Annotated in this window: 16 protein-coding genes and 1 pseudogene; 5 read left to right on the top strand and 12 right to left on the bottom strand. The window is 43.8% G+C overall.

Going from position 1 to position 18,645, the window contains the following annotated elements; genetic code table 11:
• The first annotated feature begins 126 nt into the window (after positions 1-126).
• Genes IGI69_RS05825 through IGI69_RS05815 form a run of 3 tightly spaced genes read left to right on the top strand, consistent with a single transcriptional unit; the run spans position 127 to position 3,068 of the window.
• The gene (locus IGI69_RS05825; RefSeq protein ID WP_275851001.1) at positions 127-489 is read left to right on the top strand and encodes a YxeA family protein; all 363 of its coding nucleotides are present in this window, start codon (positions 127-129) and stop codon (positions 487-489) included.
• 7 nt (positions 490-496) lie between these two features.
• Positions 497-1,249, top strand: coding sequence for an ABC transporter ATP-binding protein (locus IGI69_RS05820; protein WP_005225671.1), 753 nt, complete (start codon positions 497-499; stop codon positions 1,247-1,249).
• A 13-nt stretch (positions 1,250-1,262) separates the two neighbouring features.
• Complete coding sequence (locus IGI69_RS05815; protein WP_438740014.1) at positions 1,263-3,068, top strand: ABC transporter permease; 1,806 nt, start codon at positions 1,263-1,265, stop codon at positions 3,066-3,068.
• A gap of 104 nt (positions 3,069-3,172) precedes the next feature.
• Here the strand turns inward: IGI69_RS05815 and IGI69_RS05810 are convergent, their stop codons facing one another.
• From IGI69_RS05810 to IGI69_RS05795, 4 genes are all read right to left on the bottom strand, one after another.
• The gene (locus IGI69_RS05810; RefSeq protein ID WP_086292111.1) at positions 3,173-3,880 is read right to left on the bottom strand and encodes a demethylmenaquinone methyltransferase; all 708 of its coding nucleotides are present in this window, start codon (positions 3,878-3,880) and stop codon (positions 3,173-3,175) included.
• Positions 3,881-4,039: 159 nt separating this feature from the next.
• Positions 4,040-4,768 carry a GntR family transcriptional regulator gene (locus tag IGI69_RS05805; RefSeq protein ID WP_081116759.1) on the bottom strand — a complete coding sequence of 243 codons (729 nt, stop codon included), beginning with the start codon at positions 4,766-4,768 and terminating at the stop codon, positions 4,040-4,042.
• 101 nt (positions 4,769-4,869) lie between these two features.
• A complete protein-coding gene (gene celB, locus IGI69_RS05800) occupies positions 4,870-6,225 on the bottom strand; it encodes a PTS cellobiose transporter subunit IIC (protein WP_081116760.1) in 1,356 nt (451 codons plus the stop codon).
• A complete protein-coding gene (locus IGI69_RS05795; protein WP_015509419.1) occupies positions 6,209-6,721 on the bottom strand; it encodes a hypothetical protein in 513 nt (170 codons plus the stop codon). Before IGI69_RS05795 ends, celB begins: the two co-directional genes overlap by 17 nt.
• Before the next feature lie 418 nt (positions 6,722-7,139).
• Here IGI69_RS05795 and IGI69_RS05790 point away from each other — a divergent pair, with 418 nt between their 5' ends.
• Positions 7,140-7,508: an iron chaperone gene (locus IGI69_RS05790; protein ID WP_081116761.1), complete on the top strand. Its 369-nt coding sequence runs from the start codon at positions 7,140-7,142 to the stop codon at positions 7,506-7,508.
• A gap of 76 nt (positions 7,509-7,584) precedes the next feature.
• Here the strand turns inward: IGI69_RS05790 and IGI69_RS05785 are convergent, their stop codons facing one another.
• Positions 7,585-8,925, bottom strand: coding sequence for a peptidoglycan DD-metalloendopeptidase family protein (locus tag IGI69_RS05785; protein WP_010747909.1), 1,341 nt, complete (start codon positions 8,923-8,925; stop codon positions 7,585-7,587).
• A gap of 283 nt (positions 8,926-9,208) precedes the next feature.
• Between IGI69_RS05785 and IGI69_RS05780 the strand changes: the two genes are divergently transcribed.
• A complete protein-coding gene (locus IGI69_RS05780; RefSeq protein WP_010747908.1) occupies positions 9,209-9,640 on the top strand; it encodes a GNAT family N-acetyltransferase in 432 nt (143 codons plus the stop codon).
• A 253-nt stretch (positions 9,641-9,893) separates the two neighbouring features.
• Here IGI69_RS05780 and IGI69_RS05775 read toward each other — a convergent pair whose 3' ends face one another.
• The 7 genes and pseudogenes from IGI69_RS05775 to kdpB form a co-directional block, all read right to left on the bottom strand.
• The gene (locus IGI69_RS05775) at positions 9,894-11,204 is read right to left on the bottom strand and encodes an alpha-glucosidase/alpha-galactosidase (RefSeq protein WP_010747907.1); all 1,311 of its coding nucleotides are present in this window, start codon (positions 11,202-11,204) and stop codon (positions 9,894-9,896) included.
• 19 nt (positions 11,205-11,223) lie between these two features.
• Positions 11,224-11,325, bottom strand: a pseudogene (locus IGI69_RS05770) (carbohydrate ABC transporter permease); the annotation flags it as partial.
• A gap of 147 nt (positions 11,326-11,472) precedes the next feature.
• Positions 11,473-12,495, bottom strand: a complete 1,023-nt coding sequence (locus IGI69_RS05765; protein ID WP_010747906.1) for a LacI family DNA-binding transcriptional regulator — start codon at positions 12,493-12,495, stop codon at positions 11,473-11,475.
• 219 nt (positions 12,496-12,714) lie between these two features.
• Positions 12,715-13,407, bottom strand: a complete 693-nt coding sequence (locus IGI69_RS05760) for a response regulator transcription factor (RefSeq protein WP_010747905.1) — start codon at positions 13,405-13,407, stop codon at positions 12,715-12,717.
• 11 nt (positions 13,408-13,418) lie between these two features.
• Entirely contained in the window at positions 13,419-16,019 is a 2,601-nt protein-coding gene (locus tag IGI69_RS05755; RefSeq protein WP_142962722.1) for a sensor histidine kinase, read from the bottom strand.
• Between the two features lie 12 nt (positions 16,020-16,031).
• Entirely contained in the window at positions 16,032-16,568 is a 537-nt protein-coding gene (locus IGI69_RS05750; RefSeq protein WP_431406104.1) for a potassium-transporting ATPase subunit C, read from the bottom strand.
• A gap of 41 nt (positions 16,569-16,609) precedes the next feature.
• Positions 16,610-18,640 (bottom strand): potassium-transporting ATPase subunit KdpB, encoded by a 2,031-nt coding sequence (gene kdpB / locus IGI69_RS05745; RefSeq protein ID WP_081116762.1) that lies wholly within the window; start codon positions 18,638-18,640, stop codon positions 16,610-16,612.
• Positions 18,641-18,645 lie beyond the last annotated feature (5 nt).

Below are 18,645 nucleotides of genomic sequence, written 5' to 3'. Positions count from 1 at the left end.
CCTTTAGAAACGTTTTTTGTTCGTTTGTCGTGACAAAAATGAAAGTTTATTGATAGATTTTTCACACTACTTTTCAGAAAACCAGCGTTATACTTTCATCATAATAAAAAACGAGGTGACCGATAGATGAAAAAACTTCTGATTGGACTTGCAGCGCTCCTCCTCATAGGGTTCGGCGCATTGCAAGTCGCACAAACCGTCATCATGGGCGGCGACAGCTACTATGTCCAAATCACCACAGATGGTGAAAAGACGACTTCTAAGGATGACAATGGGAATGTCTATACGCAATACCATTACGAATTGCCAGGGTATGACGAAAACGGCAAAAGCAAAACCCTTGATTTCAACGGTTTCCAAGAACGACCATTGCGCAAAGAAGCCTATTTGAAGCTTACTTGGAACGAAAAAAAAGGGGTAACTGGCTATGAAGAGGTCAAAGAAAAAGACATCCCAACCAAAGCATTAACCCAATTAAAAGGAGCGTAACGCAACGATGGAAAAAATTATTCAAGCAAATGAACTGACCAAAGTATACGGAAAAGCCAACGAAAAACAAACCGAAGCCTTAAAAGGCATCAGCTTTGATATTGAAAAAGGCGAATTCATTGGAATCATGGGGGCTTCTGGTTCAGGGAAATCCACCCTACTCAACATTCTTTCAACGTTGGATCATCCGACAAAAGGTGCGATTCGCATCAACAATAGCGATATCACCAAACTAAAAGGCGATGCCTTGGCAGATTTCCGCAGCCGTGAAATCGGCTTTATTTTCCAAGACTTCAATCTATTAGAAAACTTAACGGCTTCAGAAAACATCGCTGTCCCGTTGTCTTTACAAGGAGTCAAACCAAAGATCATCCAACAACGGATCAAACGAGTCGCAGAACGCTTGTCCATCACACATATTCTCGACAAATATCCAGCAGCGATCTCTGGTGGACAAAAGCAACGGGTGGCAGCCGCTCGAGCCTTGATCACGGAACCAACGATCCTTTTTGCGGATGAACCGACAGGTGCCTTGGATTCAAAAAGTGCGAAAGACTTATTGAATATGATGGACGACTTGAATACCAATGACCAAGTGTCGATTTTATTGGTCACTCATGATCCCCTTTCTGCCAGCTATTGCCAACGTATTTTATTTATCAAGGACGGAAAGATCCATCAAGAAGTCAAACGTGAGGATCAAAGCCGCGAAGCATTTTACCGCCAGATCCTTGTCATTCTAGGAAACTTGGAACAATAAGGAGGAAGAACACATGCTTTGGAAACTATCACTTACCGGGATCAAAGCTCGGTTGAAGGATTATATCGTCCTCTTTTCTGGTTTAGTCATGGCTTCAGCCATCTTTTATATGTTCGAATCAATGGCGAGCAATGAAGCCTTTTTAAAAAGCAACTCGATCATCAGTATGGTGGTCTTCGTCTTTCGTTTTGGCTCGGTCCTCTTAGGGATCATTACCTTTGCCTACATCTTATATGCCAATTCTTTCTTGATGGCGATGCGCCAAAAGGATTATGCCATGTTTATGATGTTAGGAGCCAAAGGACGAAAGATCGCCCAAATGATTTTTATCGAAACCTTTATGGTAGGTATCGTTGCCACCGCTGTCGGCTCTATCTTAGGGATCGGCTTAGCAAGTGGTGTCAATACTTTGCTAGTCAATCAATTAAACTTGCAGATCACCCATTATGCAGCATTTAGTCCAGAGGCATTGATCGTAACCGTCGTCTTCTTCTCGGTTCTCTTTTTGATTGCTGCCATCTTCAATGCACGGGCAATTGCCAAAAAATCGATTTTAGCATTATTACGGGAAACAAGCACGCCCGCACAAGTCAAACAACGGCCATTCTTGCTCTTCTTGCAAACAATTTTAGGTCTTTGTTCCTTAGCCATCGGCTATTATATGATGAGTGATTTGATGACCTTCCAATTGATCGGCATCGGCATCGCCCTTGTCACGATTGTTCTTGGCACATACCTAGTCTTTCGTTCGGTGATCATCGCTCTTTTATCCCTATTAAAGAAGAACGATACGATCGCATTGAAAAAGTTAAACAATTTCACCTTGTCGCAATTAAGCTTTCGGATTCGTGAGTATACCCAGATGCTTTCGATGGTGGCGATGCTTTTTGCTCTAGCATTAGGTGCCTTGACGGTTGGTCTTGGCTTTAAAAACGAGATCCCTATCTTGGCAAAAACTGTTGCCCCTTATGACTTGTATTTGAACAATGCCCAAAACGCCTCTGACGAAAAAGTCAATGCGTTAAACCCGACCCTTGATGTGACCTACAGCATGAAAGAAACGGATGACACCATTTATTACGTGAAGGAACAATTCAACGAAAACAACTTGCTCAGCTCCAGTATGGATCAGTTGAGTGTCGATGTCACTTACAACAAGCTGACTGGCGATCAATTAGCTTCTGATGTGACCGCCCAAGACCAATTGCGTAGCTACCTCTTACCAGAACAACAAGGTAAGGAGATCCAAGTCGTCGATCAAACCGCTTTTGGTGCGGTCAATGCACCTGAAACCAGCTTGCGAATGGTACAAGTCAAAGACTTTCAAGCAAGCTACGATGGGCTGCGTGAGTTGGCGCAAGCAAATCAAGACGCAAATTCTTCAGAAACCGCCGATATGAATTTTTCCCAACGGGTCTTCGCTTACGACAGCTATAACGGGATTTTCTCTGGTTTTGAATTTATGGGCTTCTTCCTGGGTATCGCCTTCTTGACGATGTTAGCTAGCTGCCTGATGTTCAAAATTCTTTCAGGGGCAAACAGCGACATTCAACGTTACACGATGTTGAAAAAAATCGGTACCCGCACGCGTTTACTGAAAAGCTCGATCCGCAAAGAGATTGGCGTGCTCTTCCTAGTTCCTGGTATCTTAGGAATGATCCATGTCTTGTTCGGTCTAAAAATGTTCACCACCTTGATGATCGATCCGTACCATGACCTATGGCTACCTTTTGGTATCTTTATCGCCCTCTACGCCATTTATTACGTGGTGACTATTGGGTTATACACCAACATTGTTTTAAATCAAAAGAAAAAATAACAATCACTCTCTGAATTGCTCAACGCAAAGAGACCATCAAGCCATAAAGGGCATGATGGTCTCTTTCATTTTTTCGTTTTTTCTCGCACAAAGGGAAAGCAAGCTTAGGGTTTGACCCCTAGATGCATCGCCGCCGCACCTCCTGCATAGCTTTTGACTTGCAACACATCAAAGCCAGCTGCCTGAAATTCTCGTTTCAATGCCTCCCTGTCAGGAAAATCCCGTGCGGACTCCTGCAGCCAGGAATATTCTTGATAGCTTTTGGCGAACAGTTTGCCAAATAACGGCATGACATGGTGAAAATAAAAGGTAAACAGTTGCCGCCAGCCGATCAGTGTGGGCTGTGATGTTTCGAGACAAACGATTTTCCCACCTGGGCGCAACACCCGATGGATCTCTGCCAAGACTTGTTGGCGATCCGCGACATTTCTCAACCCGAACCCGATCGTCACATAATCAAAGTGCTCGTGTGGAAAGCTTAATGCCATCGCATTGCCGGTCTGCCACTGGATCTGCGTTTGTTGCTTTTTCTGTGCCTTTTCTTTGGCAACCGTTAACATTTCTTCGCTAAAATCAACGCCGGTCACTTGCCCCGTCGGACCGACCGCTTCATTCAACGCAAACGCCCAATCCCCGGTACCGCAGCATAAATCTAATATCTCAGCACCCATTGGTACTGCCATTCGTTTCATGGTATCCTTGCGCCACCGTTTGTGCAGCTGAAAGGAGATAATACCGTTCATTCGATCATAACGGGAAGCGATCGATTCAAATACATCATGTACTTTGGTTTCTTTGGCTGTTGTTGCCATTGCGGCACGTCCTTTCTTTTCCTCGTTTTAGACCCTAAATTCTTAACGTTTAGCTGCCAGTTGCTAAAAGCTGCTGATAATTTTAGTCTAGCACGAAAAAACGAGGGGAACAAAGACCATGCTTGCCATCGTTTTTAGTCGATTTGCATTGTTAATAACTTAAAGTATTATCTTTTTGTGCATATACAAGGTTGCCATCCGATAATCATAATGAATCATCGAAAATGCCAATAGTTCGCCATTTTTTAAGTAACTATCATCCCTTACAATCAGTGCGGGCATGCCTTCTTCTAGATGAAAAAACGCTGCTTGTTCCTGTGATAGCGGTTTGCTTTGGATGAACTTGTCGATGAAGGCGACTGTCAGTTGTTTTTCTTCTGCCAAAGCTTGGAACATCGACCCCTCCATCATTGTTTCGGAGATCTCCCCCACGATTTCAGGTATATAATAGGAACGTTCAATCAAATAGGGTTTGTCATCTAATGTGCGAAAACGTTGGACTTCGATAAAGTGTTGATCTTTCGCAAATTGTTTTTGACTTGGAAGAAACAGCGCCTCTGATACTTTGACCAGCCGCTTTGAGGCTTTGACCGTTCGAATGTTTTTCTCGCCCCGTGTCAAGTCTTCATTGAAGCCAAGATCACCTTGTTCAATGGCCGGTTTTTGGTTGTTTTGAAAGCGAATATACGAGCCGCGGCCTTGCATCTGGTAGATCCAGCCCATCTTGCTCAATTTATTGAGGGCTTGACGTAACGTATAACGAGAAACGGGATAAATCGCCAAAAGCTCTCGTTCACTAGGCATCTTCCCCTGCTCATTTCCTATGTCACCCGCTTCGATCTTTCTGATCAATTCCGCTGCTAAGTCTTCAATACTGAGTTTCGTCATTTGCCTACTCCTTTCCTTCGGATTCTCTACTACTATTATCATCTTTGGCGTAAAAAAAGCCAGCTATTTTTCATAGCCGGCTTATCAAAAAAACAGATTGATTATGCCTTCGTTGCGTTTGCTTGTTCGTCCTTGTATAATTTGCCATCATACATTTTGATGAATGGGAACCAAATCAAGAAAGCAACGACTGCACAGATGATTGCTAAGACAAAGGCACGCCAGTCACCACCTGAACCAATAAAGCCAGATAATCCAATTGGGGTCGGCCACGCTACTTGAGCAATCGGTGGGTTAACAAAGCCTAAGTTGATGCCAAAATAAGCAACGGACATTGAAGCCATTGGTGCTAAGAAGAATGGGATCGCTGTGTACGGGTTGTATACCACTGGCATCCCGAATAAAATCGGTTCATTGATATTAAAGAAGGATGGCACGATCGCTGCTTTTCCTAAAGCACTTAACTGCGCTGATTTTGCAAAGAAGGCGATGAAAATCACCATTCCTAACGTCGCTCCTGAACCACCGATCGTAACAAAACTGTTGTTAAATTCACCCGCAAAGGCAATGTTGGCACCATTTTGGTTTTCCACCATATTTGACAACACGATTGGCGTCAAGAATGAGGTCACGATCGTTGCCCCATGAATACCGACGATCCATAGTGCATGCATGAAGAAGTAGATAACAAGCAGTCCGATCCAGGTACTGGTCAATTGCGTCACGAAACTAAACGGAATCGCAATGACTTTGAAAATATCTGTGCCCATTGCGACTAATGCACCATTGATAACGATCACAGCTAATGAAGTCAGTGCCGTTGGAATCAATGCCGTAAAAGAGGAAGATACTCCTGTTGGCACTGTGTCAGGCATTTTAATGACAATATTGCGTTTCACACAGAACGCATAAATTTTTACGGCAATGATCGCCATGATAATCGCTGTAAAGATCCCAGTTGTTCCTAAACGAGTAACGCCGCCAGCCATTTCCCAGCCATCGATGATTTTTTGGTCATCAGAAATCACATTGACTAGTGTTGCCATACCGCCTTCAAAAACTAATTGTGGCAAGCACATAAAGAACGCCATCATAGAAAGTAATGCTCCATTGACTGGGCTCAGAACGATTTTCTCTTCTTGCGCTTGGATTTTCGTGTACTCGTAACCAAACACGACACAGAAGTAAAGTGCTAAAATCCCCATTGTTGCGGTATTACCTAACATGTAAAGATTTTGGATTTTATCGAATGACGCACTCCAAATACCCTCTAATACAGGAAAACTTTGTGGCAAAACGCTGATGATCAAGAACATTGATCCTACGATAGTGAAAGGAATCGACGCCATCCCGGCTGCCATGACCCCACGAACGATCCGTAATTGTGAGATTTTCCCCATTGGACCCATTAAGTAGCGGTCCAAGAAGGCAAACATTTTGTTATTTTCTGAATCCATTGACTGTTCCTCCTTGAGTTTCAAATGTAGTCAAATACGTGAAATATTTGTCGCGGTCATGCTCGATCAACCACGCTTTACGCTGAATGAACAAACACGCCATCATGCCGACAGAAAACAAGGCAAGTAAGATCCCTCTACCCGATTGATTCATAAAAGGAATCAACGTTGCTTGCTGCCCGATCAAAATACCAAAAATTGCAATGAGATTGACGCCGAATTGGAGCCAATAACCGATCTTTGTCACCAGTAAACGATTCGATTGCTGCCAATATTTTTGAGTTTGTTCAATAAGTATAAGTCCATCAACGATCAATAAGGCAATGGGAATCAAACCAGCCCATGTCCATTGAGACAGACTCAATAGGGTCCAATAAAGATTGACAAAGAAAAAGATCGCAGTCATATAACGAAAAAGCAAAAAACGATTAAACCGCATACTTTTGTTTGCATATTCTTTCTTGGCTGCTTGGGTTACCGGTTTCCTTTTGGTCACAAGTCCTCCTCCTTTCGTTTTGCTTTCGCTCAACAACTTGTTCGAACAAGTTATATTCTAGCAGAATTCTTGTTGAATGCAACCGATTTCTTTTTGAAAGTGTTCTCTGAAAATAATCTGCTTTTTCATTCGTTATTTCTGAAAAGTTAAGCGAATCTCAAGGAACCTTGCAGGATAGCGAGGGAATGTTCCTGACTCTTGGCTTTTGTTCGAGTAGAAAAAAGTTATTTTTAGCATTCGTTTTTGCAAACAGTGTTTGTTCCTGAAGGCTTTATCCCCCAAACAAGGCAACAGGTTTGTAAACTTGCTAACTTTACAGTACACTCTAAGTAACAAAATGTTTGATTTCGAACACGCGTTATTTTTAGTGATCGACATTCCCTGTACTCGTTCCTTAAAACGAAAGGAGATCCTCCCAATGGATGTATTAGAAACTTACTTAACCAGCATTGAAGATCCAGTAAAGCAAGAAAAACTGCGTGCCTTATTTGCCGCTATTACCAAGAAATTTCCTGACCTCGTTCCAGTCATCAAGTGGAATCAGCCGATGTTTACCGCCCATGAGACCTTTATTATCGGTTTCAGCGTTTCAAAACCGCATTTTTCTGTCTCCCCTGAAACCAAGTGTCTTGAACAGTTTGCCGATGCTATCGAAAAAGCTGGCTACAGCCATACGGATAACATTTTTCGCATCAGGTGGACTGAGCCGATCGATCAAGCATTGATTGAGGACATGATCGCTTTCAACCTGAAAGACAAAGCGGAGATGACCCGCTTTTGGCGCTGAGCCAATCGAGACTTCGTAAAAAATGAGCAACTTAAAAACCGCAGAAGCTGGTTCGCTTCTGCGGTTTTTCTGACTATTATAAGCCTAATTCTGGCGCCGGATCAAAGAATCCTGACCATAAGCTTGTTGACATCCCTAAATGTAGATGGACGCCAGTTGAATTTCCAGTCGTTCCCATACCGCCAACATATTGTCTAGCTGAGACGCTTTGTCCGACCGAAACAGCTGGCAGCGTACTAAAGTGCATGTAGTAGCTGTAAACGCCATTGGCATGTTTGATGATCACATAGTTACCAGTTGACGGACCATAGCCCGCTTCAACGACTTCGCCTGCTTGGATCGCATAGATCGGCGTTCCTGTCCCCCCAGTAAAGTCGATGCCATTATGTTGATTTCCTGATGCACCTGTTGGATCTGTTCGATACCCAAAACGACTCGAAATATGAACCGAATCGACTGGCATTTGCCATCCACCTGTGCTTGCTTGTTCCTTTGGCTCAGCTGCTTGCTGCACAGGTGCAGGCGTAGCTGCAGTTTTTTCTGACGACACCGATGTTTCTGGCGCCACTGCGGCTTCCGTCTTCGGCTGGGCTGCTGCCACTGCTGCTTGTTGAACGGCAGGACTTTCGGCGGTTTCAGCTGACTTGGCTTCTGCTGCTTGCTGACGTTTTGCTGCTTCTTCTGCTTCTTTGCGCGCTTTTGCTTCTTGTGCTTCTTGCTCAGCCAGTTGCTTCAACGCTGCTTCTTTTTGCCGTTGTGCTTCTGCTTTGTCTGCTTCCAATTGGTCTTTTTTCTCTTCCTCGGTGTTCAACGCCAAGGCAAGGTCGGCTAGTGCAACTTCTTGATTCAATTTGACATCAGCTAATTCCGCTTGTTTTCCTTGCAATGCGTTTGACTGCTCTTCGATCGCAACCAATTGTTCCTGCAACTCTTTTTCCAATTTCTGGCTCGTTGCGATATCTTCTTGCTGTTGTTCGACGATACTGTTGCTGGCATTCATGATCGTTACAGAAGCGATCGCCCGTTGAATGGCTTCTCCGATGGATTCCGCATCAACGATTTTTTGGAACAAACGATTGGAAGGTTCCGACGTTTGAATGTCACGCGCTTGATTCGCCAGTACTTCTGTGCGCTTGATGATTTTCTCTTCAAGGACTTGGATCTCTTGTGCCAAGGCATTGACTTCTTCTTCCGTCGCCGTTTTCTTTTGTAGGATTGCTTGGATTTCTCCTTCAATCGATTGAATCTCTGCCTCTGTAGATCGTTTCAGTGATTCTAATGAGGTGGATTCATTTTTTATGTCATTGATTTTTTCATTTTGCTGCTGGATCTTCTGATCAAAGCTGTCTGCGGATACCGTCACGACAGGCAGCGTCAGCAAAACAAGTGAACTTGCAACCAAAAGTGTCTTTTTCATTTTTTCTCCTTAACTAGATGTGTCTTATCGCTTTCTCTAGCATACCGAAAGATGTCACTCTTGGGGCTGTTTTCACACAAATAACATCTGGCTGCAAGAAATTGACATCTAGCTGAAACAAAGTTGTTAGAATATTTCAACGAAAAAGATTGCTTTTCTTCGCCATTTAACCTTCGTTACTTATCAATCGGTTCATCTCCTATCCGATTGCCTACGAAAATGCCGCGATTTGCAGTAATCAGCAGTGGACCTATGCTATACTGAATAAAAAAAGGAGGTTCTCATGATACAACAAGTGACCAAATTTACCGATTCTGAATTAGAAACTATCGCCCAGATTTGGCTGCAAAGCAATTTGGAAGCCCATGACTTTATTTCAGCTGCCCATTGGCAAGATAACTATGACTTTGTGAAAAAAGCCTTTGCCGATGCCCTTATCTACACCTATTCGGTGGATGATCAGCCTGTCGGCTTCATCGGGATGTTGGATGAGTATATCGCTGGTATTTTCGTTTTGAAAGACTATCGTGCCCACGGCATTGGAAAGCAACTTTTACAAAAAGTACAAGCAGAACACGAGAAGCTGACTCTGAACGTCTACCAAAAAAATACAGCTGCTATTGCGTTTTATCTCAAACATGACTTTACCATCGTTTCTGAACAACTGGACTCTGATACCAATGAAATCGAAAACACCATGGAGTGGCATCGTTGATGCTGCTTTTTTTCACCTTCTTTTTCCCCTTTTGATCAATCGTACGACCATAACCGCTGATCGGCTGACCCGTCGAATCAATGGATACATTAAACGTCAAAAAGCATTGCCTTCCATTTGCTGGATCGGCAATGCTTTCTTTATTTACTAGCGGTATTTCAACCAATGGTTCCCCCATTGGTGACAATCACTTCGCGATACCAATCAAAGGATTTTTTTCGATACCGTTTGAGTGAACCAGTTTCCTTTTTTATCAGTGATAATCTGGTAAATAATCCCCATGGGCTTCGATCAAATCGTCGACTAATTGGGTAATGTCTGCCAATGATAGTTCTGATGATAAATGAGGATCGAGGTATGCTGCTTGATAAATCTTGTCTTTCTCAAGGGTCAACGCTGCTTCGACAGTCAATTCTTGCACATTGATGTTGGTTCGGTTCAATGCAGCAAGCTGCGTTGGTAAAGCGCCGACGTAGGTTGGTTGGATGCCGTTCTTATCCACCAAACATGGAACTTCCACACAGACATCTTCTGGTAAATTGGTGATCAAGCCTTTATTCAAAACATTTCCAGCAATAACGGTTGGATTGCCGGTCTTGATGGCATCCATGATATAAGAGGCGTATTCCCGACTTCTCTTATGGGTCAAATCGCCATTATCGACGATATCCTCCCGCATCGTTTCCCAATCGCGAATCTGATTTTCGCAACGGGTTAAATATTCATCCAACGGAATCCCCAAATCGTCGATCAATTCTGGGTATTTTGATTTAATGAAATAAGGGTGATACTCGGCATTGTGCTCACTAGATTCTGTAATATAATAGCCAAAACGTTTCATCAATTCAAAGCGGACTGAATCACGGTGGGGATTTTCTTTCTCTTCAGCCAACTGACGGATCGTTGGATAGAAATCTTCCCCATCTTTGGTAATTTCCAATAAAAATGCCATATGATTGATCCCAGCAATTTTCCACTGGAAGTCAGCCAGATCATATTGTTCTTTGATCCCTAAATACTCGAATAATTCTGGAACACATACTTGCACACTATGACAAAGCCCAACCGTTTTGATGGATGTTGCTTTCAATACCCCCATCGTCAGCATCGCCATCGGGTTCGTATAATTCAGCAACCATGCATTTGGACAAACTTCCTCCATTTCTCGAGCAAATTCCAACATGACTGGTAACGTACGCAACGTCCGAAATATTCCGCCAATGCCCATCGTGTCACCTATTGTTTGACGTAAGCCATATTTCTTCGGTATCTCAAAGTCAATGACGGTGGAAGGTTTGTAGCCACCAACTTGAATGGCGTTTACTACAAAGTCGGCATCTCTTAGTGCTTCTTTGCGGTCATGATAGACCTGTATTTCTGCTCGGTTTTGATTGGCATTTTTATTGATCGTCTTTAACATTGCCTCGGATTCACGAAGTCGTTTCTCATCGATGTCGTAAAGGACGATGTGGGAATCTGCTAAGCTCGGGGTCAACATTGCATCTCCTAGAACATTTTTAGCGAAAATAGTGCTTCCTGCTCCAATAAAGGTGATTTTTGTCATTCTCTATTGCTCCATTCTTTTATAATTTACCGCCAGTAGTGGCAATTCCTTCAATAAATTTACGTTGAAAAATGATAAAGACAGCAACCATGGGCCAAATCGCTAGTAGCGAGCCTGCCATTTAGAGCCACTTTCTTGAAATGATTCATGCTCTTTTTATGTATCCGCTTTCTTTTTACAAAACAAATATACTGTTTACTAATCAGATTGTCAATGCCTTTTAACTAAAATAAAAAGAGTAAACACTTTACAGTGTTTACTCTTAGCATTAATCTCTTTCTTTTTCACTTTCTCTGACGATCATCTTACTGGCCACCATGATTTTAACAGGTACTTGACGAATGCCTTTGATCCGCTCTTCTACCATCCGTAAAGCAATTTTTCCCAGTTCTTCCATATCGATGGCAACGGTACTTAAAGATGGGGTCAAAAATTCTGCAACTTCGATATTGTTGAAACTGACTACTGAAATATCTTCTGGTATCCGATACCCACGTTTTTGCAAGGAGCGATATGTACCAACTGCAATCGAATCATTGGCGACCATAATAGCTGAAGGAAGGCTCTCTTTGCATTGTTCAAGCAATTGCTCAGTGGCTTTGATACCGTCTAATGTGTTCCATCCTTCTAGGTAGACATTGATGTATTCTTCCAATCCTTTTTCTTTCATCCAATACACATAAGTGATCATCCGCATATCATCTGGCGATTGATGTATCTCACTGGATGCATCCAGACGTACCCGATATCCCCCAATAAAAGCGATATTTCGATGCCCTTTTTTATACAAACGCTCTAAGTGCTCGGTTGCTGCTATAGAGAAATCCGTATATACCGCATCCCATTCTGAAGACAAAGAAGGATCATCGATCACGACTATATGAGGATTGACTGCTGCGATCTTTGCTAAAAAAGTTGGCAAGACTTGACCAATGACAAGGATTCCCTGATACTCCCTTAGCTCCTCAATGGCAACGGGGTGTTCAGACATATAATACGTTTTTTTTATGCGAAACTTATTTTGTTCTGCTTGTGCTTGAATGCCACGACGAATCGCCCGAAAATAGGGATCTTCTAATTCAGCTTCTTCCGAAACAGTGGATACCACTGCAATATTCATTGCCTTTTTCACAGGTACTTTCTTCTTACTATAGTGAAAATATTCCACGGCTTCGTTGATCTTATTTTTTGTTTCTTGCGTGACAGATAACGTAGGATCTTCATTGAGCACCCTCGATACAGTTGCGATCGATACACCCGCTCGTTTTGCGACGTCTCTAATTCCTGCCATAATACTCTCCTTTTTTACTTTATACTATGATATAAACACAAAATGATCAGAATGAAAAGAAATTTTAGTTAACAACCAACCTACTTGTTTACCCACAGTTTCAAATCATCTATGGAGAAGCAATCAGTTCAACGTCTCTTCGCAATTAACAAAAAATAGAAACGAGCAGCGACCAAAGAACCGCTGCTCGTTTTTCCTCCTTATTTCCTATGACGACCGCTACTCTGCTGGATACTCCCGCAAGCGATACCCGACGCCGATTTCAGTGATCAAATATTCTGGCTGCAGCGTATTGGTTTCGATTTTTTTGCGAATGTTTGAGATATTGACTCGCAAAGTTTGTGCATCCGCTGCAAAAGGTCCCCAGACTTCGCTAGTCAGGGTATCGTAAGTGACGACTTTGCCTAAATTCTTGAACATAACTGCCATGATGCGGTATTCGTTTTTGGTCAAATGGATCTCATTTTGATTCTTGTACAGGATTTTTTTTTCAAAATCGATCGTTAACTCCTTGTTTACAAGAATTGGGCTGCTGCTAAAGGCAGTTGTCTCCTTGTGCCGTAGTGCCGTGCGAATGCGGGCAAATAACTCATTGGTACTGAAGGGCTTCGTTACATAATCATCGGCACCGAGGTCTAATGCTTGCACTTTGTCTTGTTCATCTTTGCGAGCAGAGATCACGATGATCGGTGTGTTCATGCGCTTACGGATGATTTTCAACAGCTCCATACCATCAATGTCCGGTAAGCCCAGATCCAGCAAGATGAAGTCGATGGTTTCTTCCTGCAAGAGCATCAATGCCTCCATGCCAGTGCCGACTGATGTAAAGTTGTAATGCTCTCTTTGCAAGACGACTTCCATAAAATCAACGATATTCGAATCATCTTCAATCAATAAAAAATGTCGCTGCATGTTCTCCCTCCTTACTGCTTTAAATAAATACGAAAGATCGTACTCCCTGCTTTCGTTTCGATCGCCAATTTGCCTTCATGGGCATGGATGATGGTTTTAACGATACTCAGTCCGATACCTAATCCATTTTTTGAATCCACCGGCACTTCGGTGTCATTGGTCAAATTCGCTTGGATTTTTTGGTATTGCCCTAAGGGGATCTCCCCTTGGTTTTCGATTTCAATGACCACTTCTTGCTCTTGAGAAACTCGCAAGAAAATCGGTGTATCGGCGGTTCCATGGCGAACCCCATTTTCAATCAAATTAAACAAGGCTTGTTCGATCAAGATGGGATCGACTTGGACAAAAATCAGCTGATCAGGCATCTTCACGATGATTTTTTGTTGCGGATAGACTTTCTTTAGGTGTGTCAAAACCGCTTCGATAATTTCTTCGATTGGTTCTTCACTGCGCTTGACCGCCATATTGGTCAAGTTGATACGGGTCACCGACAATAAGTTTTCAACCATGCGGATCAACCACTGGGATTCACTTTGGATGTCTCCTAGCAGCTTTTGTTTCGTTTCCTTTTTGATCACGCCTTCGGTTTCACTCAATGTTTCGGCAATGCCAGAAATTGTCGTCAAGGGGGTCCGCAAGTCATGGGAGACCGCACGCAGCAGATTGCTGCGGACTTTTTCCCGTTCGTTTTCTAATTGGATCTGTTCTTTCTCACTCGCTAATGAGACTTGTTCCAACACGGTCGCGATTTGGGTGATCACAAGGCGCAAGTAATTCAATTGACTATTGGCCAACTGATGCTCCTCGTTGCGTTCTACCCCAAGGGCGCCTAGTGGTTTGCCGTTTAAAACGATCGGCAAGTAAAACCCATTGGCACCAATCAGAGTATCTGTGCCGCGACCAGCTTCTTTTTGATTTTTCACGACCCAAAAAGCGACGGCTTTCTCATCCTTGCCAGTCAGTTGAGACAGTGTTTCTCTTGAAGAATGCAGACTTCTTAAATGGCCTTCTCTGTCATATAACGCCACTTCTCGCTGGAGTAAGCGTGCCAAATAGGTGGTCGTACTTTCATAGATTTCTTGCTCATTCCGCGTTTCCATGTATTGTTTGTTCAGTTCATACAATATCTCCATTTGATGCTCTTTTTCCTTGGCATTTTCTGCTTGGGTCTTCAATCGAACCATCAAGTTACTGATCATCAAGGCAACGATCAGCATGATCACTAATGTGATTGGATAACCTGCTTTATAGACCGTCAAGGAATACAAGGGTTCGACAAAGAACCAGTTGTAAGAAAGGACACTAATGATCGATGCCATGGCACTCCATAGATAGCCACTCGTGTAACGGGCCACTAAGAGAACAAAAAAGATGTAGACCAGCATCAAGTTCTGCTCGCCGAAATGCAGATACTGCATGCCTTCTGTCACTAAGGTGGCGAGCATGATCAGCCCAAAGGTCAAGGTGAAATCTCGACCGCCGCCTTCAAATAATTGCGAAAATGTCAGCCGTGGTCGCTGCATTTTTTCTTTAAAAGGAATCAAATGGATCTCAATGTCATCAAGGCGGCGAATCAAGCGGTCTTCTAAATCCTCGACAAACAATTTTTGGAACCACTTTTGAGAAACCTGTTTCCCCATGATAATGTCACTGGCACCCGTCATTTTGGCATACTCTACGATGGTTTCAAAACTGTCATCCGCTTCGATGTTGATGACTTCTGCTCCCAAACGCTCTGCCAATGGCACTTCGGTAGGTGTATCATCTAACGATCGAACTTGGATGACCGTCCATTCGGCACCCACTCCTTGGGCTAAGCGGGCGGTCCAACGAATGCATTTCTCTGCCATTTTCGGCAAGCGATCATCAATGATGGTCAAAAGCTTGCTTTGGACTCGTTTTCGACCGCCGTTCATTTGATTGATATGATTGGAAGCTTTTTGGATCGCTAATCCACGTAAGTGATCAAGTTTTTCTGGCGTAAAAAAGTTTTTTAGCGCTCGTTTGGCATTTTCATCAGCATAGATTTTTCCTTGTTCCAATCGATCGATCAGTTCGTCTGGTTCAACATCCACTACCCGCAAACTGGCGTGTTGGAAAAAGGTGTCAGGCACCGTTTCTCTGACTTCCACTTCCGTGACCTTTTCCACGATATCATTCAGACTTTCGATATGCTGGACATTGATGGTCGTGTAGACGGTGATTCCTGCATTCAATAGTTCATCGACATCTTGGTAACGTTTTTTGTTTCGCGCACCAATGGGATTGGTATGTGCCAACTCATCGATCAAGACGATATCTGGTTTTAGTTGGATCAGTCGATCGATATCTGGCTCATAAAGGGTCAATTGCTTGTGCTGGTATTGCTTTAATGGTACTTGTGGTAACCCTTCAAGCAATCGATTAGTATCGGGACGTTTGTGGGGTTCGATATAGCCGATCACCACATTTTTGCCCATGAGCAAACACTCATGGGCTTCGGTTAACATCGTATAGGTTTTTCCGACACCGGCAGCAAAACCGAAAAACACCCGTAGTTTGCCACGTTTAGGTCCAAAGCCTGCTTGCAGCAGTATCTCTTCTGGGATCGTCTGCTGGTTGTTTTCACTCATAGATGCTTCCCCCTATTCCTCGGGTAATTGATCGAGCTGCTGATTCAAGGTCATGATATTGACGTATTCTCTTGCGGAGAACAGATCAGCTACTTTATTCCTGTTTATTATATCATGAATTATTTGTTCATCGATGCCTCTTGTGTCAGCGATCCGCGGCAGTTGAAAAAGTGCCGCTTCGACACTGATATCAGGATCGACGCCACTACCCGAAGCGGTCACGAGATCGATCGGCACACTGGTTTGGGTTGGGTTTTCTCCCAGCAACGTCGCTGTCCGCTCAGCTACAGTCTTTTTTTGGGTCGTATCATAGGGCGACAATTGTGAAACGGTTTGATCACGCCCTTGGAAGTAACCTGCTTGGTCAAAAGGTTGCGCAATTAGCTCAGATCCTTTGATCGCTCCGTCTTCCACGATTTGACTGCCGTTGGCTTGATGGGCAAAAAAGACTTGTCCGACTCCAGTGACCAACAATGTATAGAGACCGCCAAATAGCACGGTACTAACTAGTAAAAATTTGATACTGGCAAAGAGGGTGTTCTTCATCATGTTTTCCTCCTAAATGACTCCTTGACTCTGATGGATTTTTCTTATAGCAGAACAGCTGACAAAAGCAAATCTACTAGCTTGATGCAAATGAATGGTGCGATGATGCCGCCTAGGCCGTAGACGACCAGATTGTGCCGCAGCATTTGGCTGGCTGGTTTTTCTTGGTACTTGACCCCTTTCAACGCCAGAGGGATCAAGGCGATGATCACGACTGCATTGTAGATGACTGCGGACAAAATCGCAGTTAAGGGACTACCAAGATTCATGATATTCAGCGCTGCGAGTTCTGGATAAATCGCATAAAACAGAACAGGGATCACTGCGAAATATTTGGCGATATCATTTGCGATACTAAAGGTCGTCAAAGCCCCACGGGTCATCAGCAGCTGTTTACCAATTTGGACTACTTGCAGTAATTTGGTAGGGCTGGAATCAAGATCGATCATATTGCCCGCTTCTTTGGCTGCTTGCGTACCAGTGTTCATCGCCATTGCCACATCGGCTTGGGCGAGTGCGGGTGCATCGTTGGTTCCATCCCCCGTCATAGCCACCAAATGCCCTTTTTCCTGATATTCGCGAATCAGGTTCATTTTGTTTTCTGGTGTTGCTTCGGCTAAGAAATCATCGACGCCCGCTTCGGCGGCAATAGCAGCTGCCGTCAAAGGGTTGTCCCCAGTGATCATGATCGTTTTGATACCCATCTTGCGCATGTCGGCAAATTTTTCTTTAACCCCGTTTTTCACGATGTCTTTTAAATAAACGACCCCGAGTACTTGGCCATTTTTCACTACGACCAATGGAGTTCCACCAGCCTTAGCGACTTTTTCTACGATCTCGTCACATGCCGTGGGATAGGTCTGCCCTTTTGCCGTCACATATTGCTTGATCGTATCCGCAGCTCCTTTACGGATCTCATCACCACGATAGTCGATCCCAGACATCCGTGTTTTGGCACTAAAATCGATCCAATGAACATCGGCTTGCTGAAATTCCCGTTCACGAATATTGAAGGCTTCTTTGGCTAAAATCACGATACTGCGTCCTTCTGCCGTTTCATCGGCAAAAGATGCCAACTGCGCTGCATCTGCCAACTCTTTAGCGGTGACCCCCGGTACTGGCAAGAACTCACTGGCACGGCGGTTTCCCAGAGTAATGGTTCCTGTTTTATCCAGCAGCAAAACATCCACATCTCCTGCTGCTTCAATCGCGCGTCCACTCATGGCGATGACGTTTTCTTTGGTCAAATGACTCATTCCAGCGATCCCAATCGAGGAAATCAAGGCGCCGATCGTGGTCGGTGCGAGACAAATCAATAAAGCGATCACGATCACACTGGAAATCGCCGTTCCCCGACCAGATAACTGACTGCTAAAATCGGTAAAAGGAATCAATGTGATGGAAACTGCCAAGAAGATGATGGTCAGTGTCACTAAGAACAGCTGCAAGCCAATCTCATTGGGTGTTTTTTTCCGTTGCGTCCCTTCCACCATCGCAATCATCTTATCCAAAAAGGAGTGGCCATTTTCAGCGGTCACTTTGATGACCAAGTAATCGGAAACGACTAACGTTCCTCCCGTGACTGCACTGCGGTCGCCGCCAGATTCACGAATGACAGGTGCTGATTCTCCTGTGATGGCACTTTCGTCCACCGAAGCAGCACCTTCCACGACATCCCCATCGGCAGGAATTTGTTCGCCAGATGGAACATACACCAAGTCGCCTTTTTTCAAATCGGAGGAACGGACTTCGATAAAAGCCTCTTTCGCTACATCTTCCAAGGACATGACTTTGTAGGTCATGATTTCTTTTTTGGCTTGCTTCAAACTATCCGCTTGTGCTTTGCCGCGCCCTTCTGCCACTGCTTCGGCAAAATTGGCAAACAACAAGGTCAACCATAAGAAGATGGTCACACTGATGCTAAACCACAACGGGACCGTTTGTTCTTGAAAACATAAAATCGTTGTCAAGATTGCCCCTAAATAAACCACAAACATCACGGGGTTTTTGATTTGGTGACGAGGATCCAATTTCTTAAAGGATTCGCCGATCGCCCATTGATAGATTTTTTTCATTTTTT

The sequence above is a fragment of the Enterococcus sp. DIV1083b genome (assembly GCF_051713705.1).
In the GTDB taxonomy this organism is placed as follows: Bacteria; Bacillota; Bacilli; order Lactobacillales; family Enterococcaceae; genus Enterococcus_D; species Enterococcus_D casseliflavus.
This window is presented reverse-complemented; position numbering and strand designations above follow the sequence as displayed.

Bases quoted from the DNA above. Each gene is read 5' to 3' on its own strand.
- IGI69_RS05780 (WP_010747908.1), top strand. From the start codon at position 9,209: ATGATACAACAAGTGACCAAATTTACCGATTCTGAATTAGAAACTATC.
- IGI69_RS05810 (WP_086292111.1), bottom strand. From the start codon at position 3,880: ATGGCAACAACAGCCAAAGAAACCAAAGTACATGATGTATTTGAATCG.
- IGI69_RS05805 (WP_081116759.1), bottom strand. From the start codon at position 4,768: ATGACGAAACTCAGTATTGAAGACTTAGCAGCGGAATTGATCAGAAAG.
- IGI69_RS05815 (WP_438740014.1), top strand. From the start codon at position 1,263: ATGCTTTGGAAACTATCACTTACCGGGATCAAAGCTCGGTTGAAGGAT.
- IGI69_RS05790 (WP_081116761.1), top strand. From the start codon at position 7,140: ATGGATGTATTAGAAACTTACTTAACCAGCATTGAAGATCCAGTAAAG.
- IGI69_RS05750 (WP_431406104.1), bottom strand. From the start codon at position 16,568: ATGATGAAGAACACCCTCTTTGCCAGTATCAAATTTTTACTAGTTAGT.
- celB (WP_081116760.1), bottom strand. From the start codon at position 6,225: ATGGATTCAGAAAATAACAAAATGTTTGCCTTCTTGGACCGCTACTTA.
- IGI69_RS05755 (WP_142962722.1), bottom strand. From the start codon at position 16,019: ATGAGTGAAAACAACCAGCAGACGATCCCAGAAGAGATACTGCTGCAA.
- IGI69_RS05765 (WP_010747906.1), bottom strand. From the start codon at position 12,495: ATGGCAGGAATTAGAGACGTCGCAAAACGAGCGGGTGTATCGATCGCA.
- IGI69_RS05785 (WP_010747909.1), bottom strand. From the start codon at position 8,925: ATGAAAAAGACACTTTTGGTTGCAAGTTCACTTGTTTTGCTGACGCTG.
- IGI69_RS05760 (WP_010747905.1), bottom strand. From the start codon at position 13,407: ATGCAGCGACATTTTTTATTGATTGAAGATGATTCGAATATCGTTGAT.
- IGI69_RS05825 (WP_275851001.1), top strand. From the start codon at position 127: ATGAAAAAACTTCTGATTGGACTTGCAGCGCTCCTCCTCATAGGGTTC.
- IGI69_RS05820 (WP_005225671.1), top strand. From the start codon at position 497: ATGGAAAAAATTATTCAAGCAAATGAACTGACCAAAGTATACGGAAAA.
- IGI69_RS05775 (WP_010747907.1), bottom strand. From the start codon at position 11,204: ATGACAAAAATCACCTTTATTGGAGCAGGAAGCACTATTTTCGCTAAA.
- kdpB (WP_081116762.1), bottom strand. From the start codon at position 18,640: ATGAAAAAAATCTATCAATGGGCGATCGGCGAATCCTTTAAGAAATTG.